Here is a 17,723-nt window from a genome sequence, read left to right on the forward strand (position 1 = left end):
GACGAAGCAGTGAAACTGGATTCGATGTACCAGGAACTGATCCTGGACCACTACAAGCACCCGCACGGGCGTGGCCTGCGCGACGGCGACGCCGAGGTGCACCACGTCAACCCGACCTGCGGTGACGAGATCACGCTGCGCGTGAAGTACGACGGCGAGACGCTGACCGACGTCTCGTACGAGGGTCAGGGCTGCTCCATCAGCCAGGCCAGCGCGTCCGTGCTGAACGAGCTGCTCGTGGGCAAGGACCTCGCCGAGGCGCAGAAGATCCAGAGCGTGTTCCTGGAGCTGATGCAGTCCAAGGGCAAGGTCGAGCCCGACGAGGCGATGGAGGAGGTGCTGGAGGACGCGATCGCGTTCGCCGGTGTCTCCAAGTATCCCGCGCGCGTGAAATGTGCTCTGCTGAGTTGGATGGCGTGGAAGGACGCGACGGCCCAGGCACTGGGCGACGCGGAGAGGAAGACGGCATGACCGAGAACGCGGCGCCCGAGGCGTCGATCAAGCCGGCCACCGAGGAAGAGGTCCGCGAGGCCCTCTACGACGTGGTCGACCCGGAGCTGGGCATCGACGTCGTCAACCTGGGCCTGATCTACGGCATCCACATCGACGACGCGAACATCGCCACCCTCGACATGACGCTCACCTCGGCGGCCTGCCCGCTGACCGACGTCATCGAGGACCAGGCGAAGTCGGCGACGGACGGCATCGTCAACGAACTCCGCATCAACTGGGTCTGGATGCCCCCGTGGGGCCCGGACAAGATCACGGACGACGGCCGCGAGCAGCTTCGCGCGCTCGGCTTCAACGTCTGATCGTCTGCGTGTGAGGGCCCCCGGCACGGTCGTGCCGGGGGCCCTCCCTGTCGGGTCGGCGGCGCACCGGCCACCCGCTACCTGACCGGCTCCTCGGACGCCTCCGCCGCGGTGGACGTGGGCGGCGGGCACGTGCTGGTCGCCGACGACGAGTCCAACGTGCTGCGCCTGTACGACCGTTCCCGCTCGGGTGCTCCCGTCAGGACCTGGGACCTGGGCCCCGCGCTGGGCTGGAAGAAGGAGGCCGACATCGAGGCCGCCGCCCGGGTCGGGGACACCGTCTACTGGACGGGCTCGCTGGGCAACAACAAGGACGGCAAGTACAAGGCCGAGCGGAACACCGTCTTCACCACGCGGATCACCGGCTCCGGGGCGGCCACCGAGGTCGTCTTCGGCAGTGCCTACAAGGGCCTGCGCGAGGACCTGGTCGCCTGGGACGCGGAGCACGGCAACCGCTACGGCTTCGCGGCCGGGACCGCGGCCGGGCAGACGCCGAAGCAGATCGACGGGTTCAACGTGGAGGGCCTGGAGTTCGCGCCCGGCTCCACGAGCACCGCCTACCTGGGCTTCCGTGCCCCCCTTGCGCCGACGGTGCCCGGTGGGAAGGCCCTGGTCGTACCGGTCGTCAACATCGACCGGGTCCTCGCGCAGGGCGCCGGGGCGGTGTTCGGCGAGCCGATCGAGATGGACCTGGGCGGGCTCGCCGTCCGCGACATCCGCAAGAACGCGGCCGGCCAGTACCTGATCCTGGCCGGCTCCTTCGCCGCCGACGACAACTCCGACCCGTACGCCCTCTACCAGTGGGACGGGGTCCCCGGCCACGCCCCGAAGAAGCGGGTGGACCTGCCCACCACCGACCCCGGCGGCTGGGAGGCCGTGGTGGACGTGCCCGACCTGCGGGTTCCCGGGGCCCGCGTCCAGCTGATCACCGACAGCGGAGCCGCCGACCTGTACGGCGACGGCAAGGAGGCCAAGGACCTCGACCACCCGGAGTGGAAGAAGGTCCGCGCGGCCTGGTTCACCCTCCGCTGACGCCCGGCCGCGCCGCGAGGACCTCGGTGAGGTGCTCGCGGCGCAGCCGCAGGTCCAGGTAGAGCAGGCCCGCCGCCAGCCGGGGGAAGGTCAGCAGCAGGGCCGCCCCGAGCAGCGCGCCGGGCGGGCCGAACCACACCTGGGCGGCGTACGCGGCCCCCAGCGCGAGCGCCCAGGCGGGAGCCGTGCGGCCCAGGGTCCGCCACCAGGCCCCGCGCACCAGACGGGCCGAGCGGCCCAGGGCCGCCACCGGGCCGATCCCCTCGTACCCGGCGGCCGTGGGGGCCAGGGCGAAGAGCACCCCGAGCCACAGCGAGACCGGGGCGAGGACGAGCAGCGTCAGCGGCGGCAGGCCCGCGGCGAGGGCGGCCGCGCCCGGACCGGCGACGGCGAGCAGAGCGGCCAGCTGGGCCCCGAGCACCGCCGGGACGCGGGGCGCGGCGGCCCGCAGCAGGCCGGGCGCGGTCACGGGCCCGCCGAGGACGGCAGGCCGGAGCAGGGCCGCGGCCAGTGCGGTGGCCAGCGCCCGGCCGAACAGCAGGAACAGGGCCGCGGCCGGGACGAGGGCGTGGCCGAAGGGCCTGTCGCCGGCCGCGAGGGCGGCGGGGCCCGCGAGCACGCCGGCCACCAGCAGCCCGCCGAGCAGCCCGCCGGCCACCAGCAGCCCGCCGAGCAGCCCGCCGGCCACCAGCAGCCCGCCGATCTGGCCGAGGAGCAGGGCGCCGAGCAGCCGCCCGCCGTGGCGGCCGAGGGCGGTGAGGGCGCCCCCGAGGATCTCCCCGCGCCCCAGCGGGCGCAGGGGCACCACGCCCGGCCCGCCGCCGTGGTGGGTCCATTGCTGCGCCATCCGCGGGCCCCCTGTCCGTCGAGGCGGACACGGTAGCTCCGAAGGGCGCAGGAGTCCCGGGGCGTGCGGGCCTGGACGGGTGAGCCCAGATCCGCATGCAGCCGATGTGTACAGGTGTACGCAACGATGTGTACTCTTGTACACATGCCATACGTACTGCTCGCCGCGGCCATCGTCGCCGAGGTCGCCGGGACCACCGCCATGAAGTACAGCGACGGCTTCACGAAGCTGTGGCCCTCGCTGGGCACTCTGCTGGGCTACGTCATCGCCTTCACCCTGCTCGCGCAGACGCTGAAGTCGATGTCGGTCGGCACGGCGTACGCGATCTGGGCCGGCGTCGGCACGGCCGCCGTCGCCGGCATCGGCATGGTCTTCCTGGGTGAGGCGGCCACGGCCGCGAAGCTCGCCGGGATAGCGCTGGTGATAGGCGGGGTGGTCCTGCTGAACCTGGGCGGGGCCCACTGATGGCCCCCGGCGCGCGCCGCCGGTACGACCCCGAGCGGCGGCAGCGGATCATCGACGCGGCGATCCGGGTCGTGGGCGCCAAGGGCATCGCGGGGCTGAGCCACCGCAGCGCGGCCGCGGAGGCCGACGTACCGCTCGGGTCGACCACCTACCACTTCAAGACCCTCGACGATCTGCTCGTCGCGGCGCTGCACCAGGCCAACCAGGCTTTCGCGCAGGCCGTGGCCGCCTCGCCGGCCCTGGCCGATCCGGAGGCGGACCTGGCGGGGGCGCTGGCCCGGCTACTGGGCGAGTTCCTCGCCGGGGACCGGAGCCGGGTGGAGCTGGAGTACGAGCTCTACCTCGCCGCTCTGCGCCGCCCCGCGCTGCGGCCGGTGGCGGCCCAGTGGTGCGAGGCCGTCTCCGAGGCGCTGACCCCGCGGACCGACCCGGTGACGGCGCGGGCGCTGGTGGCGGTCATGGACGGCATCAGCCTGCAGGTCCTGCTGACGGACGCCACGTACGACGAGCCGTACGCCCGCGAGGTCCTGGGCCGGGTGCTCCGCCGGACCTAGTGCTGTGGCCGGAAAGGTTTGCCGGGCGGCGCGACCCGGTGGACCTTTCCGGTCACAGCACTAGGGGGTGTTCCAGCCCCGCCGGCGTTTGAGGCGCGGGGTCTGGGGCGGAGCCCCAGGGTCTTCCAGCCTGGCCGGTCCGTCAGGCGGCGCCGCGGACGGCAGTCAGGGCCGTGGCCACGCTCGCCTCGATGTCCCCGATCGGGTAGATCACCTCGCGGACCGTGCGGTCGCGGTCCAGTACCAGGGTCAGGCGCTTGATCCGGCTCACCCCCGCCGCCCGGAAGGTGGGCAGCCGCAGCGCCGCCGTCAGGGACAGGTCCGCGTCCGACAGGAGGGGGAAGCGCAGCCGTTCCTGCTCCGCGAACTCCCGCTGCTCGTCCGGCCGCTGGGTCGAGACCCCGTGCACCGCGGCCCCCGCCGCCGTGAACTGCGCGAGCTGGTCGCGGTACGTGCACGACTCCAGCGTGCAGCCCCTGGCGCCCGGGATCCCGGCCCAGTCCGGAGGGTAGGACTCGGCGCGGGCGTACGCGCCCGGGAAGCAGTACAGGACGGTGAAGGGCGTGTCCGCCACCGGGTCGCGGAGCTCGCCGAAACGGTCCGGCAGCAGCAGCTCCGGCAGCCGGGTGCCGCGCAGTGCGTGGCCCCGTTCCGCCTCCCGCGAGGCCTCTTCGGTCGTCGCCGTCATCTCTCCGTCTCCCAGGACCCAGGTGTCCCCCCAGTCCTGGAGGGCCACCAGGACCGGCAGCAGCGCCCGCCCGCGCGGGGTCAGCCGGTACTCGTGCCGCACCGGGCGTTCCTGGTACGGCTCGCGCGTCAGGACCCCGGCTTCCACCAGCAGCTTCAGCCGTTCGGCCAGCACCTTCCGGGACATGCCCAACTCGCGCTGGAGCTCGTCGAAACGGTGCAGGCCGCGCGCGGCGTCGCGCACGATCAGCAGCGTCCACCAGTCGCCCACGACGTCGAGGGCCTGCGCGATGGAGCAGTCGGCGTCGCCGAGGTGGGTGCGCTGGGCCATGGGAACTCCTTCGTCCGTTGACCCCAGGCTGCCATGCTGACATAGTCCGTTCCCAAAGGGAACTGACTACCGGATGTGGGGGGCACGGGTGTGCTGCAGGGGTTCAAGGACGTACCGAGGGTCGTGTGGCTGCTGGCTGCGGGGATCTTCGTCAACACCGTCGCCAGTTTCACCGTCGTCTTCGTCTTCCTCTACCTGACCGGCCCGCGCGGCCTCGGCACCACCCAGGCGGGCCTGATCGTCGGCATCGGCGGCATCGGCCTGGTCGCCGGCAACTTCACCGGCGGCTGGTACGGCGACCGCTTCGGCCACCGCCGGGTGCTGCTCACTGCCTCGGCCCTCGGCGGATCCGCCCTCGTCGCCCTGCCGGCGGTCCCCACCATCCTGCTGGCCCTCCTCCTGCCGCTTGCCCAGTACGCCTCCGGGGTGATCCGCGCTGCCAACTCCGCGCTGGTCGCCGTCACCGTGCCGGAAGGTTCCCGCCGCCAGGCCTTCGCCGTCACCCGCTGCCTGTCCAACGGCGGCTTCGCGGTGGGCGGACCGCTCGGGGCCCTCATCGCGACCGGACTCTCGTACGACTGGCTCTTCGTCGCGGACGGCATCGGCACCCTCTTCTTCGCCCTCTGGACCGCCCGGGTCGTCCCGGCCAGGGCCGCCACCGGCCCTTCCGCGGCCCCGGACGGGGGTCTGGGCCGCGGAGGGCTGTGGCGGGAGTTGCGTGCGCGGCCGGCGGTACTGGTCCTGCTCGGGGCGATCGTCGTCATCGACATCGTCTACCGGCAGCACCTCACGACCTTCCCCGTCTACCTCGCCGACCACGGTCTGGACACCCGCGCGTACGGATGGCTCATCGCGGTCAACTGCGGCGTCATCCTGCTCCTGGAGATCCCCGCCGCCCTCGCCCTGCGCCGGCGCTCCCCGCTGCACGTCATCGGCAGCGGACTGGTTCTGGTGGGCAGCGGCTACGCGATGCTGATGCTCGGGGTCGGTACCGCAACAGCCGTCGCGATGATGCTGCTGCTCACCCTTGGCGAGATCCTCTACAAGACCACCGCCATGGCGTACGTCGCGGACGAGTCGCCCGAGCACGCCATCGGCCGCTTCCAGAGCCTGTACGCGGGTGTCTCCATCAGCGGCTTCGTCCTCGCCGCGCCCCTCGGCGGAGCCCTGTACGACAACGCGCCGGAACTGCTCTGGCCACTGTGCGCGGCACTCGGCGCGGCTGCCGGAGGGATCGTGCTGGTCGCGGGTGCGCGGGGAGTGCGGCGACCCGCGCGACCGTCACATGAGACCGGTTCGCAACCGAAGGCCGTCGCCGGTTAGGTTTCAGATATGACTGCTACGCGTACCACCGGCGCCGTCGCCGCCGGACTTGCCACCATCACCGCCGACGGCACCGTCCTCGACACCTGGTTCCCCGCCCCCCAGCTCGTCGCCGAGCCCGGCCCGGCCGGCACCGAGCGCCTCACCGCCGACCAGGCCGTGGAGCTGCTGGGCGCCGCCGCGCAGAAGGCGATCCGCTCGGACGCGGTGCGCGGCGTCGAGGTCGTAGCCGTCCGCACGGTGATCTCCTCCCTCGAGGACAAGCCGCTGGACGCGCACGATGCGTACCTGCGCCTGCACCTGCTCAGCCACCGCCTGGTCAAGCCGCACGGCCAGAACCTCGACGGGGTCTTCGGCCTGCTGGCCAACGTGGCGTGGACCTCGCTGGGCCCGGTCGCGGTCGACCAGGTCGAGACCGTCCGCCTGAACGCGCGCGCCGAGGGCCTGCACCTCCAGGTCACCTCGATCGACAAGTTCCCGCGGATGACGGACTACGTCGCCCCCAAGGGCGTGCGCATCGCCGACGCGGACCGCGTCCGCCTCGGCGCGCACCTCGCCGAGGGCACCACCGTCATGCACGAGGGCTTCGTCAACTTCAACGCCGGCACCCTCGGCACCTCCATGGTCGAGGGCCGCATCTCCGCGGGCGTCGTGGTCGGCGACGGCTCCGACATCGGCGGCGGCGCCTCCACCATGGGCACCCTGTCGGGCGGCGGCAAGCAGATCATCTCGATCGGCGAGCGCTGCCTGATCGGCGCCGAGGCGGGCGTCGGCATCGCGCTGGGCGACGAGTGCATCGTCGAGGCCGGCCTGTACGTGACCGCGGGCACCCGCGTCACCCTGCCGGACGGCCAGATCGTCAAGGCCCTGGAGCTCTCCGGCGCCGGCAACATCCTCTTCCGCCGCAACTCGGTCACCGGCGCCGTCGAGGCCCGCCCGAACAATGCGGTCTGGGGCGGCCTGAACGAGGTCCTCCACAGCCACAACTGACCCCCGCGGTCCGGCTGCCACAGCGCCCTCCCGCCCCGGACGAACGGGGCGGGAGGGCGCTCACCGTGCTGATGACGCCTGCTCCCGTTCGCGACGGAAATGGTCCCGGACATCGCATTCGGAAAAGACGTCCACGGTGAATGGTCGGTGGAGCGGCTCGGGCGGGAGGGCGATCGGCCGCCCTCCCGCCGCGTCCGGGGCAGGAGGGCGTACATCGGCTGGCCAAGCCGGCCGTGCCGGCCGTACCGTCTAGGACTTCTTGCGCAGGGCGCGGAGCCTGGCCTGGGCGGCCTTCTTCTGTTCCCTGGCCATGCCGTAAGCGGTCCACTTGCCCCGGTGCTGGTAGCAGCGGGAGTGGCCCACCATCGCGGGGTTGCGGCAGTGGCCGCTGGGCTCGAGCGGTGCCCCGCACTTCGGCTGTGTCATGGTCGTGCCCCCTCGACGGGCCCTCGGGCGGGGCCCCGGTCCACCCTGGAGGAGGGCGGGGCGGGCGCGGGAGGCGCGGCGAGGTGGTGCCGGGGGCACGGCCCGCGCGCGGGTCAGCGCAGGGGGAGGGTGCGGATCACTTCGGCGAAGGCCTGCTGCTCCGCCTCGGTCAGCTCCACCGTCTCCATCGGGTGGGCGGCGGCTCCGCGCTGGCCCGGGATCACCGGCAGCCCCTCGACGGCGGCTGGCTCCGGGTGGTGGAAGCGGCTGTCCCACAGCTTGTGGCCGAGGCCGACGAACCAGACGAGAGCGGCCACGAGTAGGACGGCGAGGCCGATTTCCTGGGCGAGGGAGATGGAGGGGAACATCCGGTCCTCCGGGGTTGCGGACGGTACAAGCCGGGGCAAGATCGGGCGTGCAGACACTCAACACCACAACCGGCCGATTCGGCAGGGATGTGGCGAGCCTCACGCCAGGGCCGAAAGTCCCGACCTTGGCCCGAGGGGACCGCGGGTCACGGCTCCAGGAGGAGCTTGAAGCCCTCGTGGCTGCGCGCGAAGCCCAGGCGTTCGTAGAAGCGGTGTGCGGCCGTGCGCCGCTTGTTGCTGGTGAGCTGGACCAGGCCGCAGCCGCGCTTCCGGGCCCGTTCGACGGCCAGCTCCATCAGCTCCGCGCCCAGCCCGCCGCCCCGCCGGTCCGCGCGGATCCGTACCGCCTCCACCAGCGCCCGCTCCTGGCCGCCCTGCCCCAGGCCCGGTATGTACGTCAGCTGGAGGCAGCCCAGGACCACCTCGTCCGCGTCGTCCGTCAGGACCAGCATCTCGTTGCGGGCGTCCGCCCCGATGGCGGCGAAGGCCCGCTCGTGCGCCTCTCCGACGACGACCGAGGCCGGGTCCACGACCCGGTCCTCGTCGGCCAGCAGGGCGAGCACGGCCGGCAGGTCCGCGCGCGTGGCGGTACGGAAGATCATGGCCAGGAGTGTGGCAGGGGGCCCGGCCGGGACGGCGGCCGGGCCCCCTGCGGCCTTGGAACTACGGGCGGAAGCGCAGCACCTGCGGGTCGTGGTCGCTGTTCTGGGCCGCGAACTCCGCGTTGATGTGCACGCTGTCGTACGTGAACTTCTTGATCGCCGGGCTGGTCAGGATCTGGTCCAGCACCTGCGCGTTGCCCTGGAAGACGTACGAGTAGCGTTCCGACTTCGGCAGCGACTTGATCGCCGGGTACAGGGCCCCGCCGTCCGCCAGCGCCTCCGTGGTCGCGGAGAACTCGAAGTCGTTGATGTCACCGAGGACGAGGACGTTCGCGTTCTTCTCCGCCGCCAGGATCTCCTTCACGAAGCCGTTCACGGCCTGCGCCTGGAGCAGTCGCTTCTCCTCCGACTTGCGCACCGGCGGCTGGTGGTGCGCGGCCAGGCCCTCGTCGCCGCCCTTGGAGCCGAAGTGGTTGGCGATCACGAAGACCGTCTTGCCGCGGAAGACGAACTCGCCGGCCAGCGGCTTGCGGCTGTCCGCCCACGCCGGGTTCGCGGGGTCGATGCGGCCGGGGGAGTGGGTCAGGGCGGCCTTGCCCTGCTCCTTGACCACGCCGGTCGCCGTCACCGCGTCGCCCGGGGCGCGCTCGGTGAAGGAGACCCGCGCCGGGTTGAAGAGGAAGACCTGGCGGATGTTGCCGCCGGGCTCGCCGCCGTCCTTCTTGTCCTCCGGGTTGATGGTCCGCCACTGGTAGGCCGGGCCGCCCGCGGCCGTGATCGCCGCGGTGAACTTCGTCAGCGTCTGCTCGGCCGAGACGGTGCCGTCGTTCTTGGCGCCGTTGTCGTCCTGGATCTCCTCCAGGGCGATGATGTCGGGCGAGGCCAGGTTCTCGACGACGGCCTTCCCCAGCGCGTCGAACTTCTCCTGCGGGTCGGTCGGGTCGAGGTTCTCGACGTTGTACGTGGCCACCGCGAGCTCCTGCTCGGCCTGCGGCTTGGTCTTCTCGGGGGCGAGGGTGCCCGCCTTGACGGTGCCCAGGGTGCGGGCCACCAGGGTGTAGCCGCCGAACTGGTTGAAGTCCAGCGGGCCCTCGGTGGTGCCCGTCAGCTTGTCGCCGACGTTGGCCACCGGGAAGGGCTGCTGCGCGAGGGGCGCGAGCTGCTGGATCTGGAGGCGGCCGGTGTTCTGGGACTCGTAGGAGCCGTAGACCGTGCCGCCGCGCTTGGCGGCGTTCTCCCAGCCCTTCACCGTGACCCACAGCTCGGAGTACGGGTCGGTCGCGCCGACGACGCGGGAGGTGCCGATCTTGACGTTCATGCCCTCCAGGGACTCGTAGAAGTCCAGGGCGAAGCGGGAGGGGTCCAGGGTCAGGCCGTTGACGCTGCCGCCGGCGGCCGGGTCGCCGGCCGGGGCGTACTCGGCGGGCACGGTGTACTCGTTGATGGCGGCGGCCTGCGGCAGCGCGTTGCCCGAGGAGACCACGGTGACCGTCGGCTTGGAGATCTGCGTCACCGACTGGTTGCCGGAGTTGACGCCGCCCGGGATGTACTCGCCGACCGTGCCGGAGACCTTGACCGCGTCGCCCACGGCGACGGTCGGGACCGAGCTGGTGAAGACGAACACGCCCTCGCTGGTGGCCTCGTTGTCGTCGGCGTCCGGGTCCTGGATCCAGAAGCCGCGCGAGCCGTACGTACGCACGCCCGTCACGATGCCCTCGACGTCGGCTACCTGCTTGCCGTTGAGCGGGGATATCCGGGTGGTGCCCTGGATGTCGTGGATGCGTACCGGATCGGCGGACGCGCCGCCCTCGGCCGCGTCGGCGGATCCCACGAGCAGGCCGGTGGCCAGGGCGGTGGCGACGAGGGCCGCGACGGCGGCGGAACGGGGATGCGTGGAGCGCATGGTCAGGAACTCCGGTGTGTGGATGAGGGATGGGGAAGCTGGATGGTGCGGCTACTGCAAGTGGTGCAAGGCGCACAAGTGGTGCATGTGGCACGTGCGATGGGGGTGATCTGCGGAAACCTCGGGGGTCGCCATATGTCTACGCGCGTCAATTTCCTGTGTGGCCAGCAAAGTTGTCAAGGCCTCCAGGGGATACGAATGCTGACTGTGGGATGAACCAAAGGGGATGGCCCGGCGGGAGCGCCCGAAATGCGTCTACGCTGGGGCGCCGCAAGACCGTCACCACCGCTCCACAGCCCCACCGCCGTACCGCTCCACAACCCCACTGCTGCACAGCCCCACCGCCTCACAAGCCCCACCGCGTCCGCGAGGAGAACCGCCCCATGTCCGCAGAGCCGCACCCCTCGCTGCCGCCGGTACGGCTGCACTCCGATGCGGAACTGGCCCGCGACGCCCTCGTCGCCCCGCTGTTCGCCCGGGCCGTGCGGCTCGCCCGCTGGGCCGGACCCGACACCCGCGTCGACACCGGCGGCGAACTCGTCGCCGCACAGCTGCCCGAAGCGGTCCGGGTGCTCGGCCTCGACGCCGCCGACGCGGACGCCACGGCGTACGCGAGCCAGGCCTGGCGGGTGGCCGTGGACAGCGGCCTCGTCGACGTGACCGAGCCGGAGGAGGACAGCGGGGCGGACGCCGAGGCGCAGTTCGGCACCGCCGCGCCCGGCGAGGACCTGGCCCTGGTGACGAGCGGTGCGCCCGGCGACGTGCTCGACCTGTGGCTGGCCGCGGTGGACACCGTGCTCGCGGACGCGGCGGTACCCGATCTCGAGGACCTCGTCGACGCTCTCGACGAGGGCGGGGAGATCGACTTCGACCAGCTGGACTGGAACCCGCGCCGCGAGGCGGACTTCCTCGACGGGGTCCTCGCCAACCTCTACCTGCTCACCGTCGCCGAGGGCCGGGCGGCGGAAGCGCCCGTTCCGCTGCCCGTGCTCGCCGCGTCGATGGTCGTGCCCGAGGGCATGGGCGAGCCGACCGACGCCGTGCTGGAGCAGGTCTCGGACGCGATGATGCGCCTGGACGACCAGTTCCGGCAGCTGGAGCCGATCGGGCTGGTCGAGTTCCGTCCCGTCGACGAGGAGCTGATGGCGGAGGCCGATGAGCCGCGCCAAGGCAAGGGCAAGGGCAGGGGCGCGGGCAAGGGCCCGGACAGGAGCGCGGACGAGGACGAGGACGTCTCCCGCTACGGGATGGTCCGCCTGACCCCCCTCGGCCTGTACGGGATCCGCGCCCGGATGCTGGAGGCGGGCGTCGAGGCCCCCGCCGTCGGCGAACTCGCAGGCAAGGGCGCGGACGCCCTGCTCGACGCGGTCGCCTCCTACCCCGAGGGCGCCGCCCAGGCCGAGATCGAGCAGTGGCTGGCGGGCCGCGAACTGCCCGTGGCGGCCGCCGAACTGCTGGCGGCGGCCCGCGGCGACGACGAGGCCGCCCCGCTGCGCCGGCTGCGCTGCCAGCAGGCCCTCGCGCCGGCCGGGCCGGAGGCCGAGCCCGCGGTCCGCGCGGTGCTGGACGACGCGGAACTCGGGGGCCTGGCGCGCGTCTGGCTGGCCGAGCGCGGGGTGACCGACGTACCGGCCCCGGACCCGGCGATGGTGTTCTGGCTGACGGTCGACACGATCGCGGCGCAGCTCGCGGCGGACGGGGAGACGGAGGAGCTCCCGCTCCTGATGGAGAGTCTGACGGCCCACCACGCGGGTTTCTTCGACGAGGTGTGGCGGGTGGAGCACCCGGCGACGGCGTACGTCCTGGAGTCGATGGGCAGGCTGCACCCGGACAAGAAGTCGGCGAAGGAGGCCCGCAAGGCCGCGTTCAAGGCGCGGTCGCGGCAGCCCTGGCCGGGGAGCTACTCCTGAGCCGGGATGTGAGCCGGGACCGGACCCGGGACCGGACCCGGGACCGGATCCGGGACGTGAGCCCGGACGTGAGCCGGGAACTGATCCGGAGCGCGATCCTGAGCCCGGTCCGGTGGGCGTCCCCGAGCGTGCCCCGGGGCTGACAGCGGGCGTCGACAACGCGCCGTTCCCAGGGCGGACTTGGCCATTCCGGCCACCGGCAAGGGGTCCGCCTCTCTTCGTGGGTAGTTCAGCCGCCGTTCACGTGCGGGCGGGAACGTGTCCGCCGACGACCGCACGACAGGCGCACCACTCCCCACCCCTGGAGACCCGATGCCGCTCAGCCGTAGAGACTTCACCTCCCGTACCGTCCTCGCCGGCGCGGGCGTCGCGCTCACCGGGACGGTCGGAGCCCTCGCCACCGCTCCGGGGGCGCTGGCGGCCGAGGACAGCACGGGACGCGACGAGAACGGCCGGCCCTGCGAGCCCGGCTACGGCCCCCTCGTCCCCGATCCGGCCGGACTGCTCGCGCTCCCCGCGGGCTTCGCCTACCGCGTGATCACCCACAGCGGTGTGACGAAGCTGGAGTCGGGCGAGACCACCCCGTCCAACCACGACGGCACGGCCGCCTTCGAGGGCCACCGCGGGGTCACCCTCCTCGTCAACAACCACGAGCTCAAGGGCAAGCGGGCCGACTGGGACCGCCCCGTCCCGCTCACCGAGGGCCTGGTCTACGACCCGGCCGCGGCAGGCGGCTGCACGGTCGTCGAGGTCCGGCGCGGCGGAGAGGTCGCCGAATGGGTGGGCATCGCCGGTACGTCGACCAACTGCGCGGGCGGCTCCACGGCCTGGGGCACCTGGCTGACCTGCGAGGAGAACTCGGACCTCGCGGGCAAGAACGGGATGACCAAGGACCACGGCTACGTCTTCGAGGTCGACCCGCACGACCGCCGCGCCAACCGCGACCCGCGCCCGGTCAAGGCCTTCGGGCGCTACGACCACGAGGCCGTCGTCATCGACCCGCGCCAGGGCCACGCCTACCTGACCGAGGACGCCTCCGGCCCCAACGGGCTGCTCTACCGCTGGACCCCGCCGCACGGCTTCCGCCACGGCCGCGGCCGCCTGCGTACCCTCGCGGCGGACGCGGGCACGCTGCAGGCCGCGAAGTGCTTCGACAGCTCGGGCCGGTTCGTCGACGACTTCTCGCGCGCGACCAGGACCGGCACCGTGTACGGGGTCGACTGGGTGGACGTGACGGACCGCGACGCGCGGACCGTGCCGGTGCGCAAGCAGTTCGGGGACAACGCGGTGACCCGGGGGCGCAAGCTGGAGGGCATGTGGTGGGCCGACGGCGGCGCGTACTTCGTCTCCTCCTACGCCCGTGAGGAGAGCCCGGGCGCGGCGCACGACGGCCAGGTGTGGTTCTACGACCCCAAGCGGCGCACGATCCGGCTCACCGTCCTCATCGGAGTGAACGCCGACCCGTCGGCCGACGGCGGCTACGACGGTCCCGACAACATCACCGTGTCGCCCTACGGCGGCCTCGTCATCGCCGAGGACGGCTCGGGCCTCCAGCACCTGTTCGGCGCGACCGAGTCCGGCCGCACCTACCCGCTGGCGCGCAACGAGCTGAACATCGGGTCGGCCGAGGAGCCGGAGTACTCCGAATTCACCGGGGTCTGCTTCTCCCCGGACGGGCGGACGCTGTACGCCAACATCCAGGACCCGGGGATCATGCTGGCGATCACCGGTCCGTGGCGGCGCGGCCGCTGATCCCGCGGGACCTGCCGGCCCCCTGATTCCGCGGGTCCGCGAGCCGGGGGTCCGCGAGCCGGGGTCCGCCGGTCCGCGGTTCTGCGGGTCCGAAGGTCTAGGGGGCTCGCAGGTCTACGAATCCGCCGGCTCAGTGGCCACAGGCGTCACTGAGCCGCGGGAACGTCCGGGCGACTGGCCGCGGTCCACTCCTCGAGCAGGAATTCGTAGGCCTCGGAGGGCCACTCGTCGTCCACCCGGGTTTCGACGAGGTGCCGGATCGCCTCGTTCGCCTCTGCGGCGGACGGGCGGGCAGGACCCGCGGGCCGGAGTGTCTGATGCATGTTTCAAGGCTACGGGCGGGCACTGACAGCCACTGCCGGATCACGGGTGGCATCCATCACCCGGTCCGGCACCTGGCGGCGCCACGTGCCCGCCCACCTGCTCAGAGTGCCTGCGAGGCGGGCTTGACCATGCCGCGCACTGTGCGGGACTTCACAAACTCGCCGATGGCCGTCATCTCCCACTCACCGGTGAACTGCTTGATCAGCTTCGCCATCATCACGCCGGTCTGCGGTTCGGCGCCCGTGAGGTCGAAGCGCACCAGCTCCTCGCCGCTCGCCGCGTCGATCAGGCGGCAGTACGCCTTGGCCACCTCGCTGAACTTCTGGCCGGAGAAGGAGTTGACCGTGAAGACCAGGCCGGTGGCCTCGGCGGGCAGCCGGCCGAGGTCCACGACGATCACCTCGTCGTCCCCGGCGCCCTCGCCCGTGAGGTTGTCGCCGGAGTGCTTGATCGAGCCGTTCAGGATGGACAGCTTGCCGAAGTAGCAGCTGTCGAGGTGGTTGCGCTGCGGGCCGTACGCGATGACGGAGGCGTCGAGGTCGATGTCCTTGCCGCGGAACGCGGGCTCCCAGCCCAGGCCCATCTTGACCTGCGAGAGCAGCGGACGGCCGCCCTTGACCAGGGAGACGGTCTGGTTCTTCTGGAGGCTGACCCGGCCCTTGTCGAGGTTGATCTTCCCCGCGCCGAGGGGCGCGGCCGCGGCCGCGGCGGGAGCGGGGGCCGCCGGGACCGGCGCGGCCGGGGTGGGCGTCGTGGCTCCGCCGAGCCAGGGGGAGGGCGGCCGGGAGGCGGGCGGGGCGGGCGGCGCCGGGGGCATGGGCGGGGCGACGGGTGCGGGCGCGGCGGCCGCCGGGGCCGGCTCCTCGTCCACCGAGACCCCGAAGTCGGTGGCGATGCCCGCGAGGCCGTTCGCGTACCCCTGGCCGACCGCGCGGACCTTCCACACGCCGCCGCGCTGGTACACCTCGACCACGACGAGCGCGGTCTCGCCGCCCAGCTGCGGAGGGGTGAACGTGGCGATCACCGAGCCACCGTCCGCGTTCCGCACGGTGGCGGTGGGCTCTACGCCCTGGAAGGTCTGCCCTGCGGCGTCAGGGCTGGCGGTGACCACGATCCGCTCGATGCCGGGCGGTACCGCGCCGGTGTCCACGGTGATCGAGTCCGGCGCGGAGCCACCGCCGGACCGGTAGCTGACACCGGGCCCGGACGGCTGGTTGTAGAAGATGAAGTCGGCATCGGAGCGCACCTTGCCGTCTGCCGCAAGGAGGAGCCCCGATACGTCGAGTCGTACCGGGGCGGCCACGTCCACCGTCACGCGGACGGCATTGAGCGGCAGATTGGAACCAGGGGTCATAGCGGTCATGCCGGGAGAACGACCGGAGGTGCTTTGCCGTTCCCTTACCTTCGCGGGAGATTTCAGCGCCGGTTGCGCGGGTGGTCCTTCGCCGTGCGCTCATTGCCGAACTTGTACGCGCCGGTCCAGCGGGCCATCACGAGCTGCGCGTCGCCGGACTCCACCTCGGCCAGGAACCTGTCGGCCCGGCCCCCGCGCAGGGTGCCCGCGGCGCGACCCCGGTGGGTGATGACGACGGAACGGTCGGCGCGCGTCTCGTACGAGAATCCGTGGGGCTTCGGCATGGGCCGCAGCCTGCCCCGCCGCGAGCGGGGCAGGCAACGCATTTAGGGCGGGCAACGCGTTCAAGGGGGTGTCCGGCGACCGGGTGTCCGGCGACCGGGCGGGCCGGGGCCCAGGCGGGCGGCCCGGGCCCCCGACGGGCCGTCGTGCTCAGCCCCCGGTGACCCGGCGCGGCAGCCCCAGTGGGTTGGCCTCGCGCAGCTCCGCCGGAAGGAGGGCGTCCGGCACCGACTGGTAGGCCACCGGCCGCAGCCAGCGCTCGATCGCCGTGCCGCCGACCGAGGTGGAGTGGGAGGTGGCCGCCGGGTACGGCCCGCCGTGGTGCTGAGCCGGGGCCACGGCGACCCCGGTCGGCCAGCCGTTGACCACGATCCGGCCGGCCAGCCCCGTGACCTGGCCGATCAGCTCGGCGGCGGGGCCCGGCGCGCCCCCGGTCTCGGCGGCGGACAGCTGGAGGGTGGCGCTCAGGTTCCCGGGCAGGAGCCCGAGGACGGCCGCGGCCTCGCCCTGGTCCGCGTACCGCACGACGACGGTGACGGGACCGAAGCACTCCTCCAGGAGCAGCCCGTACGCCCCGCCCTCCAGGAGGACGCGGGCCGCCACGGTCAGGTAGCCGGCGCCCACGGTGTGCTCCCCGCCGGAGCCCGGGGTGACGGGCGCGGCGACGCCGGGCAGGGCGGCCCGCCCGCCCACTCCGGAGATGAAGTTCTCCCGCATCCGGTGGTCCAGGAGCACCCCCGGCTCGGTCTCCCCGAGCGCCTTGGTGAGGGCGCCGGTGAGCCGGTCACCGTCCGCTCCCTCGGGGACGAGGACCAGGCCCGGCTTGACGCAGAACTGGCCGACGCCGAGGGTGACCGCGCCCGCGAGCCCGCCGCCGATCTCCTCGGCGCGTTCGGCGGCCGCGGCCGGGGTGACCACGACGGGGTTGAGCGAGCCCAGTTCCCCGTGGAAGGGGATGGGGACGGGCCGGGCGGCCGCCGCGTCGAACAGGGCCCGCCCGCCCCGGACCGACCCGGTGAACCCGGCGGCGGCCACCAGCGGGTGGCGGATCAGCTCCAGGCCGGCGTCGAACCCGTGGACCACGCCGACCACGTCGGCCGGGAGCCCGGTCGCGACGGCCGCCCGGCGCAGCAGCGAGGCGCACAGCTCGGAGGTGGCCGGGTGGTCGGGGTGCGCCTTGACGACCACCGGGCAGCCGGCGGCCAGCGCGCTGGCGGTGTCGCCGCCGGGGACGGAGAAGGCGAGCGGGAAGTTCGAGGCGGCGTAGACCGCGACCACGCCCAGCGGCACCTTGTAGCGGCGCAGTTCGGGGCGCGGCGGGCTGAGGGAGGCATCGGCGCGGTCGATGCGGATGTCGAGGTAGGCCCCCTCGTCCACGGCGTCGGCGAAGGCGCGCAGCTGGCCGGTGGTGCGGGCCAGTTCGCCGGTGAGCCGGCCCGGACCGAGCGCGGTCTCTGCGTCGGCGGCCTCGATGACGTGGGCGGCGGCCTCGTCGAGCAGTGCGGCGGCCGCGCGCAGGAAGGCGGCGCGGGCGGGGGCGTCGGCCAGCGCGGCCCGGGCCGCGTGGGCCGCGCGTACGGCCTCGTCCACCTCCCGGGGTGTGGCCTCCGCCGCAACCTGCTCGCGCTGCTTCCCGGTGCGGGGGTCCACACTCCAGACTGGTGTCGCTGTCATGGCCCGCTGCCTCCTGGATCGTTCAGTATTCTGAACGCCGTTCCGGTGGATGAATGATCACATCTGCTGCGGACTCTATTTCCGCGC

Annotated in this window: 18 protein-coding genes and 1 pseudogene; 9 read left to right on the top strand and 10 right to left on the bottom strand. The window is 73.0% G+C overall.

The features are described from left to right. The first annotated feature begins 9 nt into the window (after positions 1 to 9). The 3 genes and pseudogenes from sufU to OG447_RS16630 all read left to right on the top strand — a co-directional run. Entirely contained in the window at positions 10 to 471 is a 462-nt protein-coding gene (gene sufU / locus OG447_RS16620; RefSeq protein WP_266937364.1) for a Fe-S cluster assembly sulfur transfer protein SufU, read from the top strand. Next, on the top strand, positions 468 to 812 hold the full coding sequence (locus OG447_RS16625; RefSeq protein WP_266937365.1) for a metal-sulfur cluster assembly factor: 345 nt from the start codon (positions 468 to 470) through the stop codon (positions 810 to 812). The genes sufU and OG447_RS16625 overlap by 4 nt, the downstream gene beginning before the upstream one ends. 72 nt (positions 813 to 884) lie before the next feature. After that, positions 885 to 1,844 (top strand): annotated as a pseudogene (locus tag OG447_RS16630) (hypothetical protein); the annotation flags it as partial. On the opposite strand, the gene OG447_RS16635 reads toward OG447_RS16630, so the two are convergent. Continuing rightward, complete coding sequence (locus tag OG447_RS16635) at positions 1,831 to 2,691, bottom strand: hypothetical protein (RefSeq protein WP_266937366.1); 861 nt, start codon at positions 2,689 to 2,691, stop codon at positions 1,831 to 1,833. The pseudogene OG447_RS16630 and the gene OG447_RS16635 overlap by 14 nt on opposite strands. 144 nt (positions 2,692 to 2,835) lie before the next feature. On the opposite strand from OG447_RS16635, the gene OG447_RS16640 reads away from it, so the two are divergent. After that, on the top strand, positions 2,836 to 3,156 hold the full coding sequence (locus OG447_RS16640; protein ID WP_266937368.1) for a multidrug efflux SMR transporter: 321 nt from the start codon (positions 2,836 to 2,838) through the stop codon (positions 3,154 to 3,156). Continuing rightward, complete coding sequence (locus tag OG447_RS16645; RefSeq protein WP_266937370.1) at positions 3,156 to 3,710, top strand: TetR/AcrR family transcriptional regulator; 555 nt, start codon at positions 3,156 to 3,158, stop codon at positions 3,708 to 3,710. Before OG447_RS16640 ends, OG447_RS16645 begins: the two co-directional genes overlap by 1 nt. A gap of 142 nt (positions 3,711 to 3,852) precedes the next feature. On the opposite strand, the gene OG447_RS16650 is transcribed toward OG447_RS16645, so the two are convergent. Then, positions 3,853 to 4,728, bottom strand: a complete 876-nt coding sequence (locus OG447_RS16650; protein WP_266937372.1) for a winged helix-turn-helix transcriptional regulator — start codon at positions 4,726 to 4,728, stop codon at positions 3,853 to 3,855. A 93-nt stretch (positions 4,729 to 4,821) separates the two neighbouring features. On the opposite strand from OG447_RS16650, the gene OG447_RS16655 reads away from it, so the two are divergent. Together OG447_RS16655 and dapD are read left to right on the top strand one after the other, a co-directional pair. Beyond that, positions 4,822 to 6,051: an MFS transporter gene (locus OG447_RS16655; protein WP_266938908.1), complete on the top strand. Its 1,230-nt coding sequence runs from the start codon at positions 4,822 to 4,824 to the stop codon at positions 6,049 to 6,051. Positions 6,052 to 6,060: 9 nt separating this feature from the next. Beyond that, positions 6,061 to 7,041: a 2,3,4,5-tetrahydropyridine-2,6-dicarboxylate N-succinyltransferase gene (dapD, locus tag OG447_RS16660; protein WP_266937373.1), complete on the top strand. Its 981-nt coding sequence runs from the start codon at positions 6,061 to 6,063 to the stop codon at positions 7,039 to 7,041. A gap of 249 nt (positions 7,042 to 7,290) precedes the next feature. Here the strand turns inward: dapD and OG447_RS16665 are convergent, their stop codons facing one another. From OG447_RS16665 to OG447_RS16680, 4 genes are all read right to left on the bottom strand, one after another. After that, positions 7,291 to 7,467 (bottom strand): hypothetical protein, encoded by a 177-nt coding sequence (locus OG447_RS16665; RefSeq protein ID WP_266937374.1) that lies wholly within the window; start codon positions 7,465 to 7,467, stop codon positions 7,291 to 7,293. A 113-nt stretch (positions 7,468 to 7,580) separates the two neighbouring features. Continuing rightward, a complete protein-coding gene (locus OG447_RS16670) occupies positions 7,581 to 7,835 on the bottom strand; it encodes a hypothetical protein (RefSeq protein ID WP_266937376.1) in 255 nt (84 codons plus the stop codon). Positions 7,836 to 7,981: 146 nt separating this feature from the next. Next, positions 7,982 to 8,437 (bottom strand): GNAT family N-acetyltransferase, encoded by a 456-nt coding sequence (locus tag OG447_RS16675; protein ID WP_266937377.1) that lies wholly within the window; start codon positions 8,435 to 8,437, stop codon positions 7,982 to 7,984. A 61-nt stretch (positions 8,438 to 8,498) separates the two neighbouring features. After that, complete coding sequence (locus tag OG447_RS16680) at positions 8,499 to 10,340, bottom strand: endonuclease/exonuclease/phosphatase family protein (protein WP_266937379.1); 1,842 nt, start codon at positions 10,338 to 10,340, stop codon at positions 8,499 to 8,501. A gap of 383 nt (positions 10,341 to 10,723) precedes the next feature. Between OG447_RS16680 and OG447_RS16685 the strand changes: the two genes are divergently transcribed. Next, positions 10,724 to 12,250 (top strand): hypothetical protein, encoded by a 1,527-nt coding sequence (locus OG447_RS16685; protein ID WP_266937380.1) that lies wholly within the window; start codon positions 10,724 to 10,726, stop codon positions 12,248 to 12,250. A gap of 312 nt (positions 12,251 to 12,562) precedes the next feature. Further along, a complete protein-coding gene (locus tag OG447_RS16690) occupies positions 12,563 to 14,002 on the top strand; it encodes an alkaline phosphatase PhoX (protein WP_266937381.1) in 1,440 nt (479 codons plus the stop codon). Between the two features lie 146 nt (positions 14,003 to 14,148). Here the strand turns inward: OG447_RS16690 and OG447_RS16695 are convergent, their stop codons facing one another. The 4 genes from OG447_RS16695 to OG447_RS16710 all read right to left on the bottom strand — a co-directional run bounded on the left by OG447_RS16695 (position 14,149) and on the right by OG447_RS16710 (position 17,636). Beyond that, positions 14,149 to 14,325 carry a hypothetical protein gene (locus OG447_RS16695; RefSeq protein WP_266937382.1) on the bottom strand — a complete coding sequence of 59 codons (177 nt, stop codon included), beginning with the start codon at positions 14,323 to 14,325 and terminating at the stop codon, positions 14,149 to 14,151. Positions 14,326 to 14,426: 101 nt separating this feature from the next. Next, positions 14,427 to 15,689 (bottom strand): TerD family protein, encoded by a 1,263-nt coding sequence (locus OG447_RS16700; RefSeq protein WP_266937383.1) that lies wholly within the window; start codon positions 15,687 to 15,689, stop codon positions 14,427 to 14,429. A 53-nt stretch (positions 15,690 to 15,742) separates the two neighbouring features. Beyond that, positions 15,743 to 15,964, bottom strand: coding sequence for a hypothetical protein (locus OG447_RS16705; RefSeq protein ID WP_266937384.1), 222 nt, complete (start codon positions 15,962 to 15,964; stop codon positions 15,743 to 15,745). A gap of 148 nt (positions 15,965 to 16,112) precedes the next feature. Continuing rightward, complete coding sequence (locus OG447_RS16710; RefSeq protein WP_266937385.1) at positions 16,113 to 17,636, bottom strand: aldehyde dehydrogenase (NADP(+)); 1,524 nt, start codon at positions 17,634 to 17,636, stop codon at positions 16,113 to 16,115. Between the last annotated feature and the right edge of the window lie 87 nt (positions 17,637 to 17,723).

It is taken from the genome of Streptomyces sp. NBC_01408 (assembly GCF_026340255.1).
Lineage (GTDB): Bacteria > Actinomycetota > Actinomycetes > Streptomycetales > Streptomycetaceae > Streptomyces.

Excerpts from the sequence above, each read along its gene's own strand:
- OG447_RS16695 (WP_266937382.1), bottom strand. The coding sequence starts at position 14,325 with ATGCATCAGACACTCCGGCCCGCGGGTCCTGCCCGCCCGTCCGCCGCA.
- dapD (WP_266937373.1), top strand. The coding sequence starts at position 6,061 with ATGACTGCTACGCGTACCACCGGCGCCGTCGCCGCCGGACTTGCCACC.
- OG447_RS16680 (WP_266937379.1), bottom strand. The coding sequence starts at position 10,340 with ATGCGCTCCACGCATCCCCGTTCCGCCGCCGTCGCGGCCCTCGTCGCC.
- OG447_RS16625 (WP_266937365.1), top strand. The coding sequence starts at position 468 with ATGACCGAGAACGCGGCGCCCGAGGCGTCGATCAAGCCGGCCACCGAG.
- OG447_RS16685 (WP_266937380.1), top strand. The coding sequence starts at position 10,724 with ATGTCCGCAGAGCCGCACCCCTCGCTGCCGCCGGTACGGCTGCACTCC.
- OG447_RS16640 (WP_266937368.1), top strand. The coding sequence starts at position 2,836 with ATGCCATACGTACTGCTCGCCGCGGCCATCGTCGCCGAGGTCGCCGGG.
- OG447_RS16645 (WP_266937370.1), top strand. The coding sequence starts at position 3,156 with ATGGCCCCCGGCGCGCGCCGCCGGTACGACCCCGAGCGGCGGCAGCGG.
- OG447_RS16690 (WP_266937381.1), top strand. The coding sequence starts at position 12,563 with ATGCCGCTCAGCCGTAGAGACTTCACCTCCCGTACCGTCCTCGCCGGC.
- OG447_RS16705 (WP_266937384.1), bottom strand. The coding sequence starts at position 15,964 with ATGCCGAAGCCCCACGGATTCTCGTACGAGACGCGCGCCGACCGTTCC.
- OG447_RS16700 (WP_266937383.1), bottom strand. The coding sequence starts at position 15,689 with ATGACCGCTATGACCCCTGGTTCCAATCTGCCGCTCAATGCCGTCCGC.
- OG447_RS16635 (WP_266937366.1), bottom strand. The coding sequence starts at position 2,691 with ATGGCGCAGCAATGGACCCACCACGGCGGCGGGCCGGGCGTGGTGCCC.
- OG447_RS16650 (WP_266937372.1), bottom strand. The coding sequence starts at position 4,728 with ATGGCCCAGCGCACCCACCTCGGCGACGCCGACTGCTCCATCGCGCAG.
- OG447_RS16710 (WP_266937385.1), bottom strand. The coding sequence starts at position 17,636 with ATGACAGCGACACCAGTCTGGAGTGTGGACCCCCGCACCGGGAAGCAG.
- OG447_RS16665 (WP_266937374.1), bottom strand. The coding sequence starts at position 7,467 with ATGACACAGCCGAAGTGCGGGGCACCGCTCGAGCCCAGCGGCCACTGC.
- OG447_RS16675 (WP_266937377.1), bottom strand. The coding sequence starts at position 8,437 with ATGATCTTCCGTACCGCCACGCGCGCGGACCTGCCGGCCGTGCTCGCC.
- OG447_RS16670 (WP_266937376.1), bottom strand. The coding sequence starts at position 7,835 with ATGTTCCCCTCCATCTCCCTCGCCCAGGAAATCGGCCTCGCCGTCCTA.